Below are 18077 nucleotides of genomic sequence, written 5' to 3'. Positions count from 1 at the left end.
ACGACAGGACCGATCTGACCTGGTCACGGCGGCTCGGACGGACGATTGTGGAACTATTGGGAGCACAATGCCCCCGAGTGTTTCGATCGAGTCGGCTCCCGACTGGTCCGAACGGACCAACAACACCACAGCCGACCTGCCCAGTCTCGGCGGACGTCGGCCACCTCGTCGTCCGCTGCCCTTGCGCACCATCGCATTGGGCGCGATCGGGTCCGTGCTGCTGCTGATCGGCTCCTTCGGCGCCGGCGGGACGCTCGTCAATGACCCCGTCCTCGGTTCCGGGCCGCTGTCGGTGCTGCGCTACGGCCACGGTCGCGATGTGGCGGTGACGGTCGTCTACGTCGGCTTCGCACTACTCGTGTGGGCGTGGGTGCGGCTGGGCCGCGGGGTGATCGCGCACCTGGTGACCTCCCGCGGCGTGCTGTGGGCGACCGCCGCCTGGCTTGGCCCGATGCTCATCGCGCCGCCGCTGTTCACCCGCGACGTCTACAGCTACCTGGGCCAGGGCCTGCTGGCGCTGAACGGCCTCGACCCCTATGGCGTCGGCCCGTCCGCGCTGACCGGCCCGATCCCGGAGAATGTGCACCCGACCTGGCAGACCACGCCCGCCCCGTACGGGCCGCTGTTCATCGGCGTCGCCAAGGGCGTGATCCTGCTGGCCGGGCACGACATCATCGCCAGCGTCATCGTGATGCGGCTGGTGCTGCTGGGCGGCCTGGTGATGCTGATCTGCGCCCTCCCGGGCCTGGTCCGGCACCTCGGCGGGCGGCTGCCGGTCGCGCTCTGGCTGGTCGCGGCCAGCCCGATGACGGTGGTGCACCTGGTCGGCGGCCCGCACAACGACATGCTGATGATCGGGCTGCTGTCGGTCGGCACGCTGCTGATGCTCGAATGCAAGAACGTCGCCGGGATCGCGCTGGTGTCGGCAGCGATGGCCATCAAGGCGACCGCCGGGCTCGCCCTGCCGCTCCTGGTGTGGATCTGGGCATCCCGGCTGGAGGGGCCGCTGTGGCGACGCTTCCTCCGCGCCGTGTTCCCGGCGGTGGGCGTGTTCGTGGTGGTCTTCGGCGCTTGCACGGCGCTCGCCAAGGTCGGTTTCGGCTGGCTTTCCGCGCTGTCCGCGCCCGGCATGATCGTCAACTACCTGTCCGCGCCGACCGCCGTGGGGCAGGCGCTGCACAGCCTGGTGTCGCTGTTCGGCGAGACCAACATCTGGCCTTTCGTGGGTGCCACGCGCACGCTCGGCTCGGTGCTTTTGGTGGCGATCCTCGCCTGGAACTGGTGGCAGGCCCGCGACGGCGGGCCCGAGGCGGTGCGCCGGGCGGCCATCGTGCTGTGCTGCGGCGCGCTCCTGTCGCCGGTCCTGCTGCCGTGGTACACGACCTGGGGCTTGGCCCTGGGCAGCGCCTTCCTCTGGACTCCGCGGGCGCTGTCCTACGTGGTCGGCGCCTCGATCGCGCTGGTGCTGGCCTACTACCCCGATGGCGAGCAGGCGATGTACAACTGGCCGTTCGTCGCGGTCGGGATCGGCGCCGCCTTGCTCGGCGCGCTGTCGCTGGTCCGCTTCGACCCGCTGGGTCTGAGCAGCACCTTCGGCAAGCTGTCGCGCACGGTCACAACTGGTCGCCCGCCCCGCGAAGTGCACGGATCACAGCGCTGACCGAACCCACCCGGCCTGGTCGCGGTGCTTCGGCATGCCTGGCAAGCGCACCTGCCCGGCTTCGGGCAGCGCAACGCCGCGCGAATGACGCAGGACCAGCGCGGTGCCCGCCTGGCGTTCCAGCCGCCGCAAGTGCTGGCTGACGGCGGGTTCGGTCCAGCCCAGCGCCCGTGCCGCCGCACCGAGCGAGCCCGCCTGCACGATCTCCCGGAAAACCAACAACCGCTGCGCGTCCACGCCCCAAGTTTCGCTTGGGCCCGCACCAAGCAAGATCCGGCTACCGGAACCTGCGGCCGCGGGTGAGGCTGTCGGGCACGAGGTCGTTCGACTGCACCGAGATCACCCTGCTGCTCGGACCGGACGACAGCCCGCTGCCTCTGTTCGACTCCACCCGCCTGCACGTCGCGCACGCCCTCGACATCGCCCTCGCCAAGTGACGAATCGGGCTGCGCGAAACGCGGGAGGACCCGGAACCGTTTTGGTTCCGGGCCCTCCCGCGTGCGTCCTGCTGGTTCAGCCGCGCAGCATCTCCGCGACCAGGAACGCCAGCTCCAGCGACTGCTGGGTGTTCAGGCGCGGGTCGCAGGCCGTCTCGTAGCGCCCCGCCAGGTCGGCGTCGGAGATCTCCTGGGCGCCGCCGAGGCACTCCGTGACGTCCTCGCCGGTCAGCTCGATGTGGATACCGCCCGGGTGCGTGCCGAGCCGGTGGTGCACCTCGAAGAAGCCCTGCACCTCGTCCACGATCCGGTCGAAGTGCCGGGTCTTGTAGCCGGTGCTGGCCTCGTGGGTGTTGCCGTGCATGGGGTCGCACTGCCAGATCACCTGGTGCCCGGAGGCGGTGACCTTCTCCACGATCGACGGCAGCACGTCGCGCACCTTGCCGTTGCCCATCCGGCTGATCAGGGTGAGCCGGCCGGGCTCGTTGTTCGGGTCCAGCCGCTCGACGTACTCGACGGCCTGCTCGGGCGTGGTGCCCGGGCCAATCTTGATGCCGATCGGATTGGAGATCAGCTCGGCGAACGCGATGTGCGCGCCGTCCAGCTGGCGGGTCCGCTCCCCCACCCACAGGAAGTGCCCGGACAGGTCGTAGAGCCGTGGCTGGTCGCCGGAGGTGTCCAGCCGGAGCATGGCGCGCTCGTAGTCCAGCACCAGCGCCTCGTGGCTGGCGTAGAACTGCACCGCGTGCAGGCTGGAGTCGTCGACGCCGCAGGCGGACATGAAGCGCAGGCCGCGGTCGATCTCGGCGGCGACCGACTCGTAGCGCTCACCGGCCGGCGAGTTGAGCACGAAGTCTTTGTTCCAGTCGTGCACCTTGGTCAGCGCGGCCATCCCGGCGCTGGTCAGCGCGCGGGAGAGGTTCATAGCGGCGCTGGCGTTGGCGTAGGCGCGGATCAGCCGCGACGGGTCGTGGCGGCGTGCCTGCTCGGTGGCGGTCAGCGAGTTGATCATGTCGCCGCGGTAGGACGGCAGGCCCAGCGCGTCGGTGTTACTGGACCGCGGCTTGGCGTACTGCCCAGCGATCCGGCCGACCTTGACCACCGGCATGCTCGCGCCGTAGGTCAGCACTACCGCCATCTGCAGCAGCGTGCGGATGTTGCCGCGGATGTGCGGCTCGGTGTTGTCCGCAAACGTCTCCGCGCAGTCCCCGCCCTGCAGCAAAAAGGCCTCGCCCCTGGCGACCGCGGCGAGGTGCTGACGCAGCTGGTTCACCTCGGAGGGAACGGTCACCGGCGGAACGCTCTCCAGCACCTTCCGGACGTTGCCGGCCTGGTCCTGGTTCGGCCACTGCGGCTGTTGCACGGCGGGACGGGCCAGCGCGTCGTCGAGGCGGGCGCGCATCTCCGGCGGCAGCGGTGGCAGCTCGGGCAGGTCATCTACGGGGACGTCGACGGTCCATGATTTCAAACCCGACGCATCGGCACCTTGAGCTGCACTTACAGGGTCATTGGACATGAACTTTTCCTCGATTGGTGATGCGTCAGCAAGAACTCTGGAGGCGCGACGTCCGGGCCGCGTAGCCATGGGCCACCGGCACGTCGACGGTCCAGTTCACGTTCACAGAATAAGCGCTGGGCGCTACCCCTTTAACTCCGGGAGAGCCGTCCCACATAGCGGATCGCCCAGTGGGCTTCGATTCAGTGCGCGCCGCCGAGTTTGCGGTGGTCCCAGGTGATCGTCCGCATCGGGGCAAAGCGCAGCCCGACGCGCTTCGCCGCCTTGGTGCGCAGGGCCTCCCGAGCTTCCTCGCTCGACGCGAGACCGCTCGGGGCTGCCCCGCCGTAGCGCTCGGCCAGGCCCATGCCGATGCGCTCGACGTCCGCTGGGGCCTCCAGGACCTCCGCGTCGCACTCCAGCGAGACGCCGCGCAGCTCGCCGTACTCCGTGCCGGTCTCCAGCAGCAGCGTGGCCCGCGGGTCCCGGCGCAGGTTCAACGTCTTCTGCGACCGGCCGTAGGACCACACCTCGATCACGGGGCCGTCGTGCACGAACCACATCGGCACCAGATGTGGCCGCCCGTCGCTCTTCAGCGTCGCCAGCACCACGATCCGGCGCTGGGCGATGAAGTCGACGATCTCGTCCTCGGACATGGTGATCTGGCCGCGTCGCGACATGCGTGCTCCGGGTTCCGCTGCGCCGATGGTGTGTCGATCTTGTTCCGGGAGACCCCACCGCGTCAACGCAGACCCCGAGCCGCCGCCCGGGAAGATCATCCGAATCGGCCTCGACCATCGCAAACCGGCCCTGACGCGACACCTCTGGCGCTAGGCTCTCGCCCCGTCGACGACGCGAGAGGAGCGGCCGGTGACGTGGGGACCGGGTCAGCAACCACGGCAGGAAGCGCAGCCGGAGCGCAAGGCGATGTCGCAGCGGTTGTGGCCGATCAGCATCCTCGCCGACGTCGCCGCGGTGGTCGCGTTGCTGATGAGCTCGACGCAGAACGTCGCCGTGGTCATCGCCGCGATCGCACTGCTGCTGGGCGTGGTGCATCTGTGGGCGAGCCTCGGCAAACCCGTCGACCGGTGGGTGGTGCTGTCGGTCGCCGGGATCGTGGCAGGGGCAGCCATGATCGCCGTGGTGGCCACCCGATCACTACTGGCGGTGCCCGATCAGGCGAGCGGCCAGGCGACCGATCTGCCGCATCAGACCAGCCCGACCACGCCCAACCCGACCACACCGCGGCCGCCGGCCACCGCCTCGGCGTCACAGACCAGCTCCACCTCCGTCGACCCTGCGGTCGGCCGCGAGAGCGGCGACAAGCCGATCGTGCTGACCAGTGGCTACGCCCTGGATCTGGATTCCGCCGAACCGCTTTGGGTCGCCAAGCGGACGGAGGACTCTTCCGGGCACGACCTCGAAAACAGCTCTGGCTACCTCTACGCGCGCGAGGACATCGCGGTGGCCACCGCCCAGGCGACCTTCGAGGACTGCGTGCGGGCCGGCTACTACAGCTCGATCAGCAGCAACTACCTCGTCACCGGCGCCGCGTTCTGCGTGAAGACGACCACCGGCGCCTACGGGCGGATCGTCGTCCGCGATGCCCAGGGCTCGCAGCTAGTGCTGGACGTCGTGGTCTGGAAGAAGCCGAGCTAGCTCAGCGCGCCGCGGCTTCCCTCTGCCAGGTTTCCTCGATCGCGGCCGCGTCGTAGCCCACGGGCTCCCAGCGCTTGGCCAGCAGCGCCACCAGACCCATCAGCGGGGCGAGCGCGATCACCCAGAACACGCCGCTGCCCAGGGACGCGCCGAGCACCGGGAAGAAGAACAGCGCCAGCGTGGAGCCGACCCGCAGAGTGCCCTGGTTGAAGCCGATCCCAGTGCCACGCATCGTCGGGCAGCTCAGCGACGCGAAGCTCATGAAGTGCGCGCCCGGCCCGGATGCCTGCGCGAACATGAACGCGCCCAGCGCGAAGATCGCGAAAAGCACGTAAGGCCAGCGATCAGGTCGTAGGCGTCCAGGAAGATCGCGCCTAACGCCAACAGCACGATCATCTTCGCGTGGCTGCCCCGTGCCGCATACCCGAGTTGACCAGTTCGGTGACGTCCCGCGCCGAGCAGATGAGCACCGGCTCGCGCTCGGCGACCGGTTGCGTGGGCACGGCTTCCCTTCGGGTCGTTGACCGTGCGCGGCCCACTCGCGAGGAGCTCGCCTAACCAGTGGAACAACTGCGCCCACATGGCGGGACGAGGTCAGCGCACGGCGGCGATCAGCCGGTCGATGCCGCTGCGGATCTGACCTGCGTCTGCGGGGGTTAGCACGAACATCTGCTCGCCGGTGGAGCCGCGTTCGGCGTGGTCGAGGTAACGGCCGTCGGGCTCGGCGTTGTCGAACCAGCGCACCACCGGCGACCGGCGGACCCGGCCGTGCGGGTCGCGCAGGTTCGCCGCGATCTGGCCGCCGCGCACGTGCACCGCGTTCCCGATCTCGTTGTACGCGGCCACCTGCTGGTCACCGCTGCTGCCGCGAGACTGCGTAACCTCTTGCATCATGCTGTCCGGCATCTCCTCGGCCTGTGGGGCCGACTTGAGGGAGCTGGCCGGCGCCCGCACGGCGGGGCGGTTGCCCGGCGGCGCGGGCGGCAGCGTCGGCAGAACCGCTTGGGAGAGCTGCATTTTCTCGTGCACCTCGACGGTGAGCGGACCACCGAACCGGTCGGTCTCCCCCGGCCCCTGCACGCCGAGCACCACCCGGTCGCCTTCGGTCAAGGCAGCGACGGTGCGCCAGGCAGCGTCGCTGGCGAAGTCCGGGAACCACAGCGAGTCGACCCACAGGTACGGCTTTGTGAGCACCTTCAACGCCTGCGCCAGGCCCTGGTCGACCTCGTTGTTCACCAGGATGCCCAGTTCCGCCATGGTGCCGGCCTCACGCTGGGCGACCTCGCCGAGCTGCTGCTTGGTGCGCCCGTAGGCCGGTCCTTCCAGCGGCAGCGTCAGGTCGTCGAGTTCGAGGTAGCTGCGGACGAGGTAGAGGTGCAGCGGGTGCAGTTGCCAGCGGCCGACGATGGCCACGTGTCCTCCCCCAAGGAGTGATCGATGTGGTCGGTGTGGTCGAATTTGCCGCAATTTCAATGGAAATCGGACCTTCGATTTCCATTGAAATTGCGGAAGTTGTCCACAGGTGTCGGCGTGTCGTGGTGCGACACGCCGACGATCCGCAATTTCCATTGAAATTGCGGAGTGGTCAGGCGCCGAACACGGGTGGCGCGGTCTTGGGCATGTCTTCGAGCCAGATGTCGTCCTGCTCTTCGAGCCACCCGGGACGCTCGTGATCCTGGTCTTCGCTGCCTTGGCCGCGCTGACCGGCCGCACCCATTCCACCGGCGCCCGCGCCGCCGCGTCCGGCCGCGCTACCCGCGGCACCGGTGCCCGCGCCGCCGGCTGCGCCGAGCCCGCCGACTCCGGCGCGACCCCCGGCTCCGAGCGCACCCGCACCGGGCCGACCGGCGCCACCTGCGCCGAGTCCGCCGGGCTTACCGCCGCCAGCACCACCGGCACCACCGCGACCCATTCCCGAGCCACCGCCAGGCCCGCCGCGGCCCGGTCCGCCGCCGGGGCCACCAGGTCCGGTGCGTCCCGCTCCGGGACCGGGCAGGTAGCCGACGCCCACGTCCCCATTTCCAGTACGACCGGGAAATCCGGCGGTGCGGATCCCGGTCAGATCACCTGACAGCCTCGCCGGCGAGTCGCCCGGTGTCCACGCCGATCGGGTTTCTGCCGGAATGTTGGGGTCGCCGCCGATGATGTCGCCGACGTTGGCGACCGAAGGCGTCGAGGGCTGTCCGCTGCCCCTGCGGTCCCTCGGGCGAACCGGCGGGGGCGGCGGCTCGATCGGCGGCGGGGGCGGCGGCGGGGGCTTGTTGTTGAGGTCCCGATACGCCGGAACCGAAGTGTCCACATTGGAGTACGTGGGACTGAGCACCCGCCCCATCGTCTCCTGCGCCCCGCGCTCGGCCTGCTGCCGCTCCCGCATCTGCGCCAGCGCATCGACACCGCCACCAACGACTCCGGTCGGGATGCTGGCCAGCATGGTCCGGCCGTAGTGGTGCCCCTCGGGTTCGGGAACCATCGCCTTGACCTGACCGGCAGCCGAAGCGGCTTCCTCAATCTTGTTACCGGTCAGGTGGAACGCCTCGGAACTGCCGGAAATCCAGTTGACCAGCGGTTCCGACGACTCGTTGGCCGCATCGGCGGCGTCACCCTCCCAGCCACCAGCGATCGCCGAACCGGCCTCGCTCTGTAGTTCCGGCCCGATGTCCTTCAGCTCTGCGGCAACCTCCCGCCACTGCTGGGCGGCTTCGGTGGCCTTGCCCTGGTCCAGCGAACGCTGGTTGGTGTCGTAGAGGTCCTGATGGCTGTAGGACTGCCAGTTCTCCTGCTGGGTGATCGATGCGGGGTCGAACTCCAGGCCGCTACCCATCGCACTGTTCTGCGCCTCAAGCTGCTGGCGCAACTTCTCGTTGTACTCCTCGGAAGCAGTAGCAGCGGCCCCCTGGGCGTTTTGTGCCCGGGAGTTGTAGCCGAACAGGTCCGCGCCGGTGTCGTAGACCTGGCCAGCGCCTTCTGCGACGGCGTTGCCCACGGCGGTGGCACCATCAACGACGGCGCCGCCGACGTCCTCGGCCACACCCCCGGCCCACTCCAAAAACCCCATCGATCCCCCAGCTATCTCGGCATCCGAGGCGCAATAGCCTCAGCAATCTTCAAACCCTCAGCACACTCATCAAGTCCCTGGTCGCGCTTCTCGGTAACAGTAAGGATGATCACGCCACCACCCGCATCGAACAACGCCGAGCAGATCCGCGCCTGCGTCGAGCCCTTGTCGATGGCACTCGCTGCAGGACGCCCATCGACCTCTGCACGGTCAAACTTCGCCCAATTGTCCTGCCGGCCGTACGACTCGACCGTCTTCTCCTGGTTTTTGTAGAAGATCCCAGCAATTCGTTCGCCATTGAAGTAGCAGCCAGGCTCCGACGATGTATTCGAGTCTGGTTCGCCGGGCCCCCGCAGACCAAACGACTCCAGCACTTCAGGCGGAACCATCGTGCAGGGATCAACCTGCGAGAGCCCCTGTTTTTCCTGTGTCGGCTCTGGCTTCTGTTTAGCAGCACCACCGCCGCAACCGGCTGCCGCCAGCAAGGCTGCACCGGCGCACGCTGCGACCACCGACCGAGAAAACACCTTCACGGCTGACTACCCCTCTGCAAGTCCTGACCGATCTGCTCGTCAGTGGCAACGTAGTCCTTCGCCGCCTGGCGAAAGAGGTCAGCCTTTCGCCTCAACTCGTCGGCTAGCTTCCGCAGCAGGTCAGCAGCGCCTGTCGTACCGTTCTTAGCTTTCTGGCCAAACTTGGTCGCCAACTCCTGCGCGGAGCGGTACTCCCCTAACCCCTCCACGCGGCTGAGCCCATCAGCCTTCATTGCTAGCCGCTCAACCTCATCGGCCTCGCGCTCATACACCTCTGCGGCTTTGTTGGCTGCGTCGGGGTTCATTTTCAGCTTGCCAGCCGAAACCTGTTGCGACATCTGGTCGTTCTGCTGCGCGATCGCGCCCAGCGCCGCACCAGCACCGGCGAAGCCGTCGGCCGACCCCAGATCCCCAGACAAGTACGCGTCAGCCATCCCGAGCCCCCTCCGGCACAGATCACCCAACCCGAGAGAACCCTAGCGAACCGGACATCCCACGCGCGGGTGAACCCGGAAGATGATCACATGAGGGGGCTCACATCACCCGTTAAGCCTAGCCAGGAACGAAGCCCACCGAGCCCGTGAGAACACCAACACGGGCCCAGCCGGATCCTTCGAGTCCCGAGCCGCAACGACCCCATGGCCGCGAGCGACCTCGACACAGTCGGCACCGTTGTCGCTGTAGCTGGACTTCCGCCACGTTGAGAGCGCGTGCCCATCGACGAACGCCACCTCGACACAAGCACCGTTGTTTCCGCTATAGCTGGACTTTCGCCACCGCAAGCTCATCTGGCGGACCTGCACTGTGCGCCTCCACGTCAGGTGTCGATCAGCGACTCGATCAGCGCGAGCGAATCGTCAGGCTGCATGGCCGTTTCCTGAAGGTTCTTCGCAGTCATCATATAAGTGTTGACCTGATCAGGGTCCTGGATATATACAGCGCCGTCGAGCAGCTCGGTGTAGCCGATGGTCCTGGCCTGGTCGAACTCAAAGAGGAAGAACGGCCCGCTCACTGCCGCATGCGGCCCGTCCTGCGGCCGGATCACCTGAATCGTGACGTTGGCTCGTTCCGAAGCGTCAAGCAGCTGACGGTACTGCTTCTGCCTCGCCTCGTGCGTGCCGATGCTGCGCACCAGTGCCGATTCCTCGATCACAGCATGCAACGAGAGCGGATCATCAGAGGTGAGACGATCCGCCCGTGCCAGCCGAAAGGACACGAACCGCTCGCTGTGATCCGGGCGAACAAAGCCGGTAGCAACCGTCGCTGCGCGGGCGTACTCCTCGGTTTGCAGCAAGCCCGGCAGCAATGCAGTCTCGTAGTTGAACTCCGATCTGGCCAAACCTTCCAGCCCTACAAAGGTTTTGAACCAGTCCGGCACGACGTTCGCCCAAGGTGCCCACCAGGTACGCGCATCGGAGCTACCCGTCAGGCTGACCAACCGGTCGATGTCGTGTCGAGGAACGCCGTAGAACTCAAGAAGTTCCGCGATTTCGGACGGTTGCTGCTGATAGCGACCCGTCTCAAGATGTGTGATCTTCCCGTGGCTGCACGAGAGAACCTTGCTGGCATCAGACACCGTTCTGCCCGCCTGCATCCGGCAGTGCCGGAGTTCGTTGCCAATCAGCCATCGCAACGCAGAAGGATCGCCACGTTCAGCCACGTCTTCTACCTCCCACCACACAGAGGTCCCAAGTGTGCACGGCGGCTGCGCGCCTCTTTCGAGTGACCAGCGCACGCCACACTCGATCAGGTAATGGATTAGCTAACAAGTTAGCACTACCGTTAGGTCTGTCGTGATCATCACCACAGAGGAGGCCGCAATGCCGGGGAAGCCGTTGGGGAGTCGGGAGGAGTTCATGGCCGAACTTCATGACCTGGCAAGGGAAACCGCGCCACGGTTGTTCGCCCTGTGCGAGGAGTTCGGCGATCGTCACGACGCGCAGGTCGAGTACTGGGGCATGGCGTTCGACGACTGCGCCGATGTGGTCAGCGCATCCGGTCGGGTCCGGGCCAGCTTCCGGTCCGCCGAGGCGCGCTCAGCCGGTTGTCGCGGCGGTCGAACCTGCATCTCGTTTGGGTTTGAACGTACGAATAGGCGGCGGCGCCTATCAAAAAGGGGTCAGCCGAAAAGGACTTCGGCTTCTGCGTAGCGTTCCAGGGGCACCGTCTTCAGCGATGCCGTCGCGTCGCGGAGCGGGACTCGCACGATGTCTGTGCCGCGCAGCGCCACCATCTTGCCGTAGTCGCCTTCGGTGATCGCGTCGATCGCGTGCAGGCCGAAGCGGGTCGCCAGCACCCGGTCGTAAGCCGTCGGCGTGCCACCTCGCTGCACATGGCCGAGCACCACCGCGCGCGACTCCTCGCCCGTGCGCGCCGCGATCTCCTCCGCCAGCCAGGTGCCGACACCGCCCAGGCGGACGTGGCCGAAGGCGTCCTTCTCCCCCGTCAGCAGCAGCTCCTTGCCGCCTTCCGGGACCGCGCCCTCCGCGACCACGATGATCGGCGCGTACTGGCGCTCGAAGCGCTGCTCCACCCAGGCGCAGACCTTCTCGACGCTGAACGGCTGCTCTGGCACGAGGATGACGTTCGCGCCGCCCGCCAGCCCGGAGTGCAGCGCGATCCACCCCGCGTGCCGACCCATCACCTCGACCACCAGCGCCCGGTGGTGCGACTCCGCAGTGGTCCGCAGGCGGTCGATGGCCTCGGTGGCGATGTGCACCGCCGTGTCGAAGCCGAACGTGTAGTCGGTGGCGTCCAGGTCGTTGTCGATCGTCTTCGGCACCCCGACCACCGGCACCCCGTCGTGAGTGAGCTGCTCGGCGACGCCGAGGGTGTCCTCGCCGCCGATCGCGATCAGCGCGTCCACCCGGTTCTCTTCCAGGGTCGCCCTCAGCTTGGCGATCCCGTCGTCGACCTTGTACGGGTTGGTGCGCGACGAGCCCAGGATGGTGCCGCCCCGGTTGAGGATCTCCTCCACCTTGTCGAGGGTCAGCGGCGTGGTCAGGCCCTCCACCGGGCCCCGCCACCCGTTGCGGAATCCCAGGATCTCGTGCTGGTGCACCGAAATCCCCTTGCGGGTCACCGCGCGGAGCACCGCGTTGAGCCCGGGGCAGTCGCCGCCACCGGTGAGCACTCCGACACGCATTCCAGTCGGCATCGCTTTTCCCCGCCTCCTCTGATCCAGCCCGGACGGGGAGTGATCTGCGTCTCCCCTGCGTCACAGCGTGGCACGAACTGGATCGTTGCAGCAAGTATCCGGGACGTTATACCGGTCGCGATACCGGTCCCGGCAGACGACCGGCAACACCAGCCCGAGGAATCCGGCAAAAAAGGGGGCCGGTTCCAGCTGGAACCGGCCCCCTCACGAGTCGGAAATCAGGCGAAACCGCGCTTGCGGCGGACCTCCTCCATCACCCGCCAGCGTTCGAGGTTGTGCTTGGCGTCGGCCAGGGCGTCGTGCGCGTTGTCCGGCGCGGCGGGCAACTTCGGCTTGCCGAGGTCCTCCCAACGCTGCCGCAGGTCGCGGGTGAACTTCGGGATCCGCGACGGCAGCAGCGGCATCGCGCCCCAGAGCTGGGCCAGCGCCACGTGGTCGTAGGCCGCGTACCAGGCCCACAGCTCGATGTTCCCGCTGCGCGCGGTCAGGAATGAGTACAGGTCCTCGCGGATCCGGGCGCGGGAGCGCCAGCACGGATCGGCGGGCAGCGGCAACTGCGGCAGGACGTGCTGCCGAACCCAGGCACCGGCCCGAGACGCGTCGAACTCGGTGGACACCGCGTAGAATTCGCGGCCGGACTCGTCGACCACCCCGATCGACACCAGCTCGATGGTGTGTCCGTCCTCGATGAACTCGCAGTCGTAGAAGTACCGCACCAGGTCAGCCTAGGTGGCGGCGGTTCCGGTCCGGTCGCGGGCCGTCAGCCGGCCTTGGACTCCGGGAGGCGCTCGGCGGGCTGCTGCGTCTTCCAGCCCGCCACGTGCTTGCCCTGCGCGGCCAGGTCGTCCTTGACCTTAGCGGCGTAGACGTCGACGTACTCCTGCCCGGAGAGCTCCATTAGGGCGTACATGATCTCGTCGGTGATCGACCGCTCCACGAACCGGTCGCCGGCCATGCCCTCGTAGCGGGAGAAGTCCAGCGGCGGGCCGACCTTCACCACCACCTTGTGCGGGTACCACATCTTCGACCCGATTGGATTGACCCGATCGGTGCCGAACATCGCGATCGGGATCACCGGCGCCTTCGACTCCAGCGCCATCCTCGCCACACCGGTCTTGCCCTTGTAAAGCCGGCCGTCCGGGGACCGGGTGCCTTCCGGGTAGACGCCCAGCAGCTTCCCCTCACGCAGCAGGCGGACGCCGGTGTCCAGGGCGGCCTGCGCGGCGGCGCCGCTGGACCGGTCGATCGGCACCTGCCCGACGCCGGAGAAGAAGTACTTCTTGAACTTGCCCTTGAAGCCCTTGCCGGTGAAGTACTCGCGCTTGGCCAGGAACGTCACCCGCCGCGGCATCATCAGCGGCATGAAGAACGAGTCGGCGACCGCCAGGTGGTTGCTGACCAGGATCGCGCCGCCGGTGGTCGGCACGTGCTCGACGCCTTCGACCTTCGGACGGCAGAACAGCTTCATCAAGGGCCCGAGCAAGAAGTGCTTCATCACCCAGTACAACACCGCTGCGCCGCCTCCTCGCCCCGCCGACTTCCCTGCTCAGCCTACGGAGCCCCGAGAACCGGCACAATGCGGCCTCGCCGTCGGTGATCTCGCCGGTGCGATCGCGGATGAATCGCCAAGGCCGCCCCGCATGTCGGCCTCGCATGCGACGATGAGGCGGTACTGGCTCGCCGATGCTGTTGGGAGGCCGCGGTGCCCGTGCTCCCCGGTGCCGAACCGTTCGTCCACGAGGGATCGGAAGACATCGGCGTGCTGCTCTGCCACGGCTTCACCAGCACCCCGCAGAGCATGCGGGCCTGGGGCGAGCACCTGGCGGCGGAGGGATACACGGTCCGCTGCCCGCTGCTGCCGGGCCACGGCACCCGGTGGCCGGACCTGAACCGGACCACCTGGCTGGACTGGTACCACGCCACCGAGGCCGCGCTCGCCGAACTGCGCGACCGGTGCCGGTCGGTGTTCGTGTTCGGCCAGTCCATGGGCGGCACCCTCACCCTGCGACTGGCCCAGCGGCATCCCGAAATCGCCGGGATCGTGCTGGTCAACCCCTCGGTGACGACGCTGCGCAAGACTGCCCGGCTGCTGCCGCTGCTGAGTCGGCTGTGGCCGGCGGTCGGCGGGATCCCCGGCGACATCGCCAAACCCGGCGGTTTCGAACTCGCCTACGCCCGGTTGCCGCTGCGCGCGATGGCCAGCCTCCAGCAGCTGTGGGGGATCGTGCGCGACGACCTCGGCCGGGTGCGCCAGCCGCTACTGCTGTTCCGGTCGACCGTCGACCACATCGTCGAACCGGTCAACTCCGCGATCGTGCTGGACGGGGTCGCAAGCGTTGATCTCGCGGAGGTCGTGCTGGCCGACAGCTTCCACGTAGCGACGTTGGACCATGACGCGCGGGCGGTGTTCGCCGGTAGCGTCGAGTTCCTGCAACGAATCCACCGCGACCGGGCCGAGGAAGTCGTATGAACACGCGCCGCGACAACCCCGATGGGCCGGAGGACATCGACGCCGCATTCGCCGAGATAGTCGCCGACCTGGAGCGGGACTCGACGTTCGCGCGGTGGCCCGAGGACGTCCCCTCCGACCGCTCCGCGAATACCGCGAGTGCGGTCTCGGACGCGGCCGAAGTCGAGCCGCAGCCCGAGCGCGACTCGGGACCGCGGGACTGGACGCCGCAGCCCGACGAGGAGGAAGAGCACTTCGTCCCGCCGGAACCGCCACCGCTGCCCACCCCGCGCATCACCACGCTGCTGGGGATCGCGGTGATCGCGGTCGGCGTGCTGGTACTGCTGGTGCCCGGCCTGGCCGGGATGGCCAGCTCGCTCTCGATGCCGCTGGGGCTGGTGCTGATCAGCGCGGGCATCGGATGGCTCCTGCTGCGGCTGCGCCAGGGCCCGCCGAACTCCGGCAACGACGACGGAGCCCAGGTCTGACGTCATCCCGCAATTTCAATCGAAATTGCGGAACTCCGGTGTGTTGAGCCCGACACGCCGGACGCTGTGGAGAACTTCCGTAATTTCAATGGAAATCGGACCTTCGATTTCCATTGAAATTGCGACGTCAGGTCAGGTGTGGGGCTTTGGTTAAGGCGTGTTCTCGGGCCAGGGCCGCCGAGCCGATCATGGCCGCCGAATCCCCGTAGTGGGCCACCGCGATCCTCGCCAGCGGTCGGTGCCCGGCTCCGGTGATGGCCGTAGCGTAGTACTCGCGGGCATCGTCGAGGAACAGGTGCGCCGAGTCGGAGACCCCGCCGGCGATCACCACCACCTCCGGGTCGTAGACGTCCGTGACCAGCGCGAGGCCCTCGCCCAGCCAGCGCGCCAGGTCGGCCACCGCGCGGCGGGCGACCGGATCCCCCGCCTCCGCCGCGCGCGCCACCTCGACACCGGTCTGCTCGACCGGCGCTCCCGGCTCCTCCTGCCGGAGTTCCGCTGCGGTGGCCGCCAGAGCGGTGCCGCTGCAATACCGCTCCCAGCAGCCGCGTTTTCCGCACGAACACGGCCGCCCGGCTGGGACGACGCGCAGGTGCCCGAGCTCTGGCGCGATTCCGTAGGCCCCGCGGAACACCTCGCCGTTGATCACCAGCGCGCTGCCGATGCCGGTGCCGATGGCCACCAGCGCGGCCACCAGCGCTCCCGCTGCCGCGCCGAAGCGCTGCTCCGCGACGGCGGCGGCGTTCGCGTCGTGCTCCAGGACCACCGGCAGCCCGAGCCGGTCGGCGAGTTCGTCGGCGACCGCGACGTGCCGCCACGCCAGGTGCGGCGCGAAGCGCACCACCCGGCGGTCCTCGCTGACGAACCCGGCGACTGCCAGGCCGACCCCGGCGACCGGGTACCGGTCGGACAACGCGCGGACGGTGTCCGCGACCGCCGCGTTCAGCTCGGTGCTGGTGGCCGGCGTCGGAACGCGGTGGATTTCCAGGATCTCGCCGTGCTGATCCACCACGCCGGCCCGCACGCTGGTCCCGCCGACGTCCACTCCGATGGTCAGCACCGCGACACGGCCTCGGGTTCGTCGGCCAGCACCGTGCCGTCGACCCGCTGGACCCGGATCCGCTGGACCTTCGACACCACCGGAACGTCCTCTTCGGACTCCTCGGGCTCCGCCGCCGGACACTGATCGGCCAGCATCTGCCGCAGCGCCTGAACGATCCCGACGAGCTGGTCGTTGACCTCCGATCGAGGGCCGCGCAGCAGCGCCACCGCTGCACACAGTGGACACCAACCGCAGCCGGCCTTACCGCCGGAGTCGGCGTCCTGATCGCAGCCACGCAGGTATTCCTCGGCCTTTCCGGCGGCCGCGTCGAGCAGCAGGCGGAGTTCCTCGAAGAGCTGGTCGTGCCGGGATTCGTCGCGCATCTCTCACCGCATCCACAACTCGGGGTCGGGCCGGAACCGCACGGTCAGCCCGTCGTCGCCGGCGACCGCCGAGATCACGATGCACCGCTGGAGCACCGCGGGCAGCGCGAAAAGCCGCCGGCGGCCGTCGACGGTGATCGCCAGCTCGGCGCCGATCCGGGCCAGTTCCAGGTCGGCCGACGGGTGCAGCGGCAGCGCGATCCGCAGGGCGTACTCCGCATCCAAGCCGCGTCCACCGCCGGTGACCTGCATGGACGGCGTGCCCGACAGGTTCTCCAGCGGGTTCACCTCGGCATAGAGCTCGTCGCCGAGCGCCAGCAGCGCCTCCGCACCGACCGGCTCCGCGGCGCGGTGCTCGACCACCCGAAGCGGAAGATCCGTCGCGCCCCGCAGCGTGTCGAGCACCTTCTCCTGCTCACGGCGACGGGTGCGCAGCCACCCGGCCGCGGCGCCGCGCGCCGCTCCCGGGTGCGGCACCACGCGGTTGGCCACCAGGCCGTCCACCCGGATCTGCTGCAGCGCCAGGGCGGTCAGTGTCCGGCGGGTTTCGGCGGCCACCACCGACTCCGGGGTGAGCACCAGCCGGACGCTGGTGCCTTCGTCGCCGAGCATGCCCTTGAGCCCTGCCAGCCGTTCCGCGAGCCGCCCCAGTCCGTCGGCGACGGAGTCCCAGCGCTCGACCTGCTCGCTGCCGGCGATGCCGGCCAGCAGGCCGCGCACGGCCCGGCGGTGCGCCGGGAACAGCCGTTCCAGGTAGCCGGCCAGCGATTCTGGCAGCGCGAGCAGCCGCAGCGTCTCGGCGGTCGGGCCGCAGTCGACGATCAAGGTGTCCCACAGCCCGCTCGCGGCGAGCCGGTGCACCTCGGTGAGCGCCAGCAGGTCCTCCACCCCGGGCAGCACCGTGAGCTCTTCCGCGTCGACGTCGTCGACGCCCGCGCCCTGCAGCATGGTCCGCAGATGTTCGCGCAGTTCGCGCCAGGTGCCGTCGACCAGTTCGCGGGTCTGCACCTCGGCCGCGTGCAGCATGGCGCGCGAACCGTCCAGCCGAACTTCGCGCGGATGCGCGCCGAGGTCTGCGTCGAGCGCATCGGCCAGCGAGTGCGCCGGGTCGGTGGAGACGACGAGCACCTTGCCGCCGTGCCCGGCGACGCGGGCGGCGGTGGCTGCCGCGAGGGTGGTCTTGCCCACCCCGCCTTTTCCGGTGAACAGCAGGATTCGCAACGGATCGTCTCGGTCTCGGTCGGGCTTCGGCCGGCGCCCTACTTCGCGCCTTCGACGCGGCGCTTGAGCTCCTTCAACGCCGTGTCCATGATCATCTTCTCGGCCTTGCGCTTGAACAGGCCGATCATCGGGATCGCCAGGTCCACGGCCAGGCTGTAGGTCACCTCGGTGCGGTCGTCCGGCAGCGGGTTCAGCCGGTAGCTGCCCTGCTGCGCCTTCTGCACGCCCCCTTCGACGAGCTCCCAGCTCACCGACAGCCCGTCGGCCGCCCAGTCGTAGACGTTGACGTACGTGTCCTTGACCACCCCGGCGTCCAGCACGAAGCGGACCTTCGCCGCGTCGCCGTCCGAGGTGTGCGAGAGCACCTCGGTCTCCTTCACCGCTTCCGCCCACTCCGGGTAGGCGGCGAAATCCGCGATGGCTGCCATGATCTGCCCGGCGGGGGCCTCGATCACGATGGACTGGGTGGACTGATCGACCATGCGCCGCAGGTTACCG

The 18077-nt window shown here is 68.6% G+C and carries 22 protein-coding genes; 5 read left to right on the top strand and 17 right to left on the bottom strand.

The annotated features are described in order from the left end of the window. Window positions 1–67 precede the first annotated feature (67 nt). A complete protein-coding gene (mptB, locus tag ACRXBZ_RS30160) occupies window positions 68–1660 on the top strand; it encodes a polyprenol phosphomannose-dependent alpha 1,6 mannosyltransferase MptB (protein WP_433881941.1) in 1593 nt (530 codons plus the stop codon). On the opposite strand, the gene ACRXBZ_RS30155 is transcribed toward mptB, so the two are convergent. Next, on the bottom strand, window positions 1649–1897 hold the full coding sequence (locus ACRXBZ_RS30155) for a LysR family transcriptional regulator (RefSeq protein ID WP_433881940.1): 249 nt from the start codon (window positions 1895–1897) through the stop codon (window positions 1649–1651). The two genes, mptB and ACRXBZ_RS30155, sit on opposite strands and share 12 nt — an antisense overlap. A gap of 62 nt (window positions 1898–1959) precedes the next feature. Here ACRXBZ_RS30155 and ACRXBZ_RS30150 point away from each other — a divergent pair, with 62 nt between their 5' ends. Continuing rightward, window positions 1960–2097 carry a hypothetical protein gene (locus tag ACRXBZ_RS30150; protein ID WP_433881939.1) on the top strand — a complete coding sequence of 46 codons (138 nt, stop codon included), beginning with the start codon at window positions 1960–1962 and terminating at the stop codon, window positions 2095–2097. A 76-nt stretch (window positions 2098–2173) separates the two neighbouring features. On the opposite strand, the gene ACRXBZ_RS30145 is transcribed toward ACRXBZ_RS30150, so the two are convergent. Continuing rightward, window positions 2174–3613 (bottom strand): class II 3-deoxy-7-phosphoheptulonate synthase, encoded by a 1440-nt coding sequence (locus ACRXBZ_RS30145; RefSeq protein ID WP_433881938.1) that lies wholly within the window; start codon window positions 3611–3613, stop codon window positions 2174–2176. A 182-nt stretch (window positions 3614–3795) separates the two neighbouring features. Further along, window positions 3796–4272 carry a PPOX class F420-dependent oxidoreductase gene (locus tag ACRXBZ_RS30140; RefSeq protein ID WP_433881937.1) on the bottom strand — a complete coding sequence of 159 codons (477 nt, stop codon included), beginning with the start codon at window positions 4270–4272 and terminating at the stop codon, window positions 3796–3798. Window positions 4273–4462: 190 nt separating this feature from the next. Between ACRXBZ_RS30140 and ACRXBZ_RS30135 the strand changes: the two genes are divergently transcribed. Further along, window positions 4463–5251 (top strand): hypothetical protein, encoded by a 789-nt coding sequence (locus tag ACRXBZ_RS30135; RefSeq protein WP_433881936.1) that lies wholly within the window; start codon window positions 4463–4465, stop codon window positions 5249–5251. Window position 5252: 1 nt separating this feature from the next. Here the strand turns inward: ACRXBZ_RS30135 and ACRXBZ_RS30130 are convergent, their stop codons facing one another. The 10 genes from ACRXBZ_RS30130 to ACRXBZ_RS30085 form a co-directional block, all read right to left on the bottom strand. Continuing rightward, on the bottom strand, window positions 5253–5582 hold the full coding sequence (locus ACRXBZ_RS30130; RefSeq protein ID WP_433881935.1) for a hypothetical protein: 330 nt from the start codon (window positions 5580–5582) through the stop codon (window positions 5253–5255). 263 nt (window positions 5583–5845) lie between these two features. Further along, complete coding sequence (locus ACRXBZ_RS30125; protein ID WP_433881934.1) at window positions 5846–6664, bottom strand: ESX secretion-associated protein EspG; 819 nt, start codon at window positions 6662–6664, stop codon at window positions 5846–5848. Window positions 6665–6836: 172 nt separating this feature from the next. Further along, window positions 6837–8306 carry a PPE domain-containing protein gene (locus tag ACRXBZ_RS30120; RefSeq protein ID WP_433881933.1) on the bottom strand — a complete coding sequence of 490 codons (1470 nt, stop codon included), beginning with the start codon at window positions 8304–8306 and terminating at the stop codon, window positions 6837–6839. A gap of 11 nt (window positions 8307–8317) precedes the next feature. Further along, window positions 8318–8839, bottom strand: coding sequence for a DUF3558 domain-containing protein (locus ACRXBZ_RS30115; protein ID WP_433881932.1), 522 nt, complete (start codon window positions 8837–8839; stop codon window positions 8318–8320). After that, the gene (locus tag ACRXBZ_RS30110; RefSeq protein WP_433881931.1) at window positions 8836–9273 is read right to left on the bottom strand and encodes a hypothetical protein; all 438 of its coding nucleotides are present in this window, start codon (window positions 9271–9273) and stop codon (window positions 8836–8838) included. Before ACRXBZ_RS30110 ends, ACRXBZ_RS30115 begins: the two co-directional genes overlap by 4 nt. A gap of 105 nt (window positions 9274–9378) precedes the next feature. Next, window positions 9379–9627, bottom strand: a complete 249-nt coding sequence (locus ACRXBZ_RS30105; protein ID WP_433884016.1) for a DUF397 domain-containing protein — start codon at window positions 9625–9627, stop codon at window positions 9379–9381. A gap of 29 nt (window positions 9628–9656) precedes the next feature. After that, window positions 9657–10499: a helix-turn-helix domain-containing protein gene (locus ACRXBZ_RS30100; protein WP_433881930.1), complete on the bottom strand. Its 843-nt coding sequence runs from the start codon at window positions 10497–10499 to the stop codon at window positions 9657–9659. A 459-nt stretch (window positions 10500–10958) separates the two neighbouring features. Beyond that, complete coding sequence (locus tag ACRXBZ_RS30095; RefSeq protein ID WP_433884015.1) at window positions 10959–11984, bottom strand: 6-phosphofructokinase; 1026 nt, start codon at window positions 11982–11984, stop codon at window positions 10959–10961. 230 nt (window positions 11985–12214) lie between these two features. Further along, window positions 12215–12712: a polyadenylate-specific 3'-exoribonuclease AS gene (locus ACRXBZ_RS30090; protein WP_433881929.1), complete on the bottom strand. Its 498-nt coding sequence runs from the start codon at window positions 12710–12712 to the stop codon at window positions 12215–12217. Between the two features lie 44 nt (window positions 12713–12756). Beyond that, window positions 12757–13506 (bottom strand): lysophospholipid acyltransferase family protein, encoded by a 750-nt coding sequence (locus tag ACRXBZ_RS30085; protein WP_433881928.1) that lies wholly within the window; start codon window positions 13504–13506, stop codon window positions 12757–12759. A gap of 192 nt (window positions 13507–13698) precedes the next feature. Here ACRXBZ_RS30085 and ACRXBZ_RS30080 point away from each other — a divergent pair, with 192 nt between their 5' ends. Both ACRXBZ_RS30080 and ACRXBZ_RS30075 read left to right on the top strand, forming a co-directional pair. Then, on the top strand, window positions 13699–14466 hold the full coding sequence (locus ACRXBZ_RS30080) for an alpha/beta hydrolase (RefSeq protein WP_433881927.1): 768 nt from the start codon (window positions 13699–13701) through the stop codon (window positions 14464–14466). Next, a complete protein-coding gene (locus tag ACRXBZ_RS30075; protein WP_433881926.1) occupies window positions 14463–14933 on the top strand; it encodes a DUF308 domain-containing protein in 471 nt (156 codons plus the stop codon). The genes ACRXBZ_RS30080 and ACRXBZ_RS30075 overlap by 4 nt, the downstream gene beginning before the upstream one ends. A 127-nt stretch (window positions 14934–15060) precedes the next feature. On the opposite strand, the gene ACRXBZ_RS30070 is transcribed toward ACRXBZ_RS30075, so the two are convergent. Genes ACRXBZ_RS30070 through ACRXBZ_RS30055 form a run of 4 tightly spaced genes read right to left on the bottom strand, consistent with a single transcriptional unit; the run spans window position 15061 to window position 18061 of the window. Further along, window positions 15061–15993 carry an ROK family protein gene (locus tag ACRXBZ_RS30070; RefSeq protein WP_433881925.1) on the bottom strand — a complete coding sequence of 311 codons (933 nt, stop codon included), beginning with the start codon at window positions 15991–15993 and terminating at the stop codon, window positions 15061–15063. Next, on the bottom strand, window positions 15987–16358 hold the full coding sequence (locus ACRXBZ_RS30065; RefSeq protein ID WP_433881924.1) for a hypothetical protein: 372 nt from the start codon (window positions 16356–16358) through the stop codon (window positions 15987–15989). The genes ACRXBZ_RS30070 and ACRXBZ_RS30065 overlap by 7 nt, the downstream gene beginning before the upstream one ends. Window positions 16359–16361: 3 nt before the next feature. Next, entirely contained in the window at window positions 16362–17579 is a 1218-nt protein-coding gene (locus ACRXBZ_RS30060; protein ID WP_433881923.1) for an ArsA family ATPase, read from the bottom strand. 38 nt (window positions 17580–17617) lie between these two features. Next, a complete protein-coding gene (locus tag ACRXBZ_RS30055; RefSeq protein WP_168587273.1) occupies window positions 17618–18061 on the bottom strand; it encodes an SRPBCC family protein in 444 nt (147 codons plus the stop codon). Window positions 18062–18077 lie beyond the last annotated feature (16 nt).

The organism is Saccharopolyspora hattusasensis (genome assembly GCF_050972075.1).
GTDB classification, from domain to species: domain Bacteria; phylum Actinomycetota; class Actinomycetes; order Mycobacteriales; family Pseudonocardiaceae; genus Saccharopolyspora; species Saccharopolyspora hattusasensis.
The sequence above is the reverse complement of the archived record's forward strand: the minus strand, read 5'-3'. Positions and strand labels throughout refer to the sequence as shown.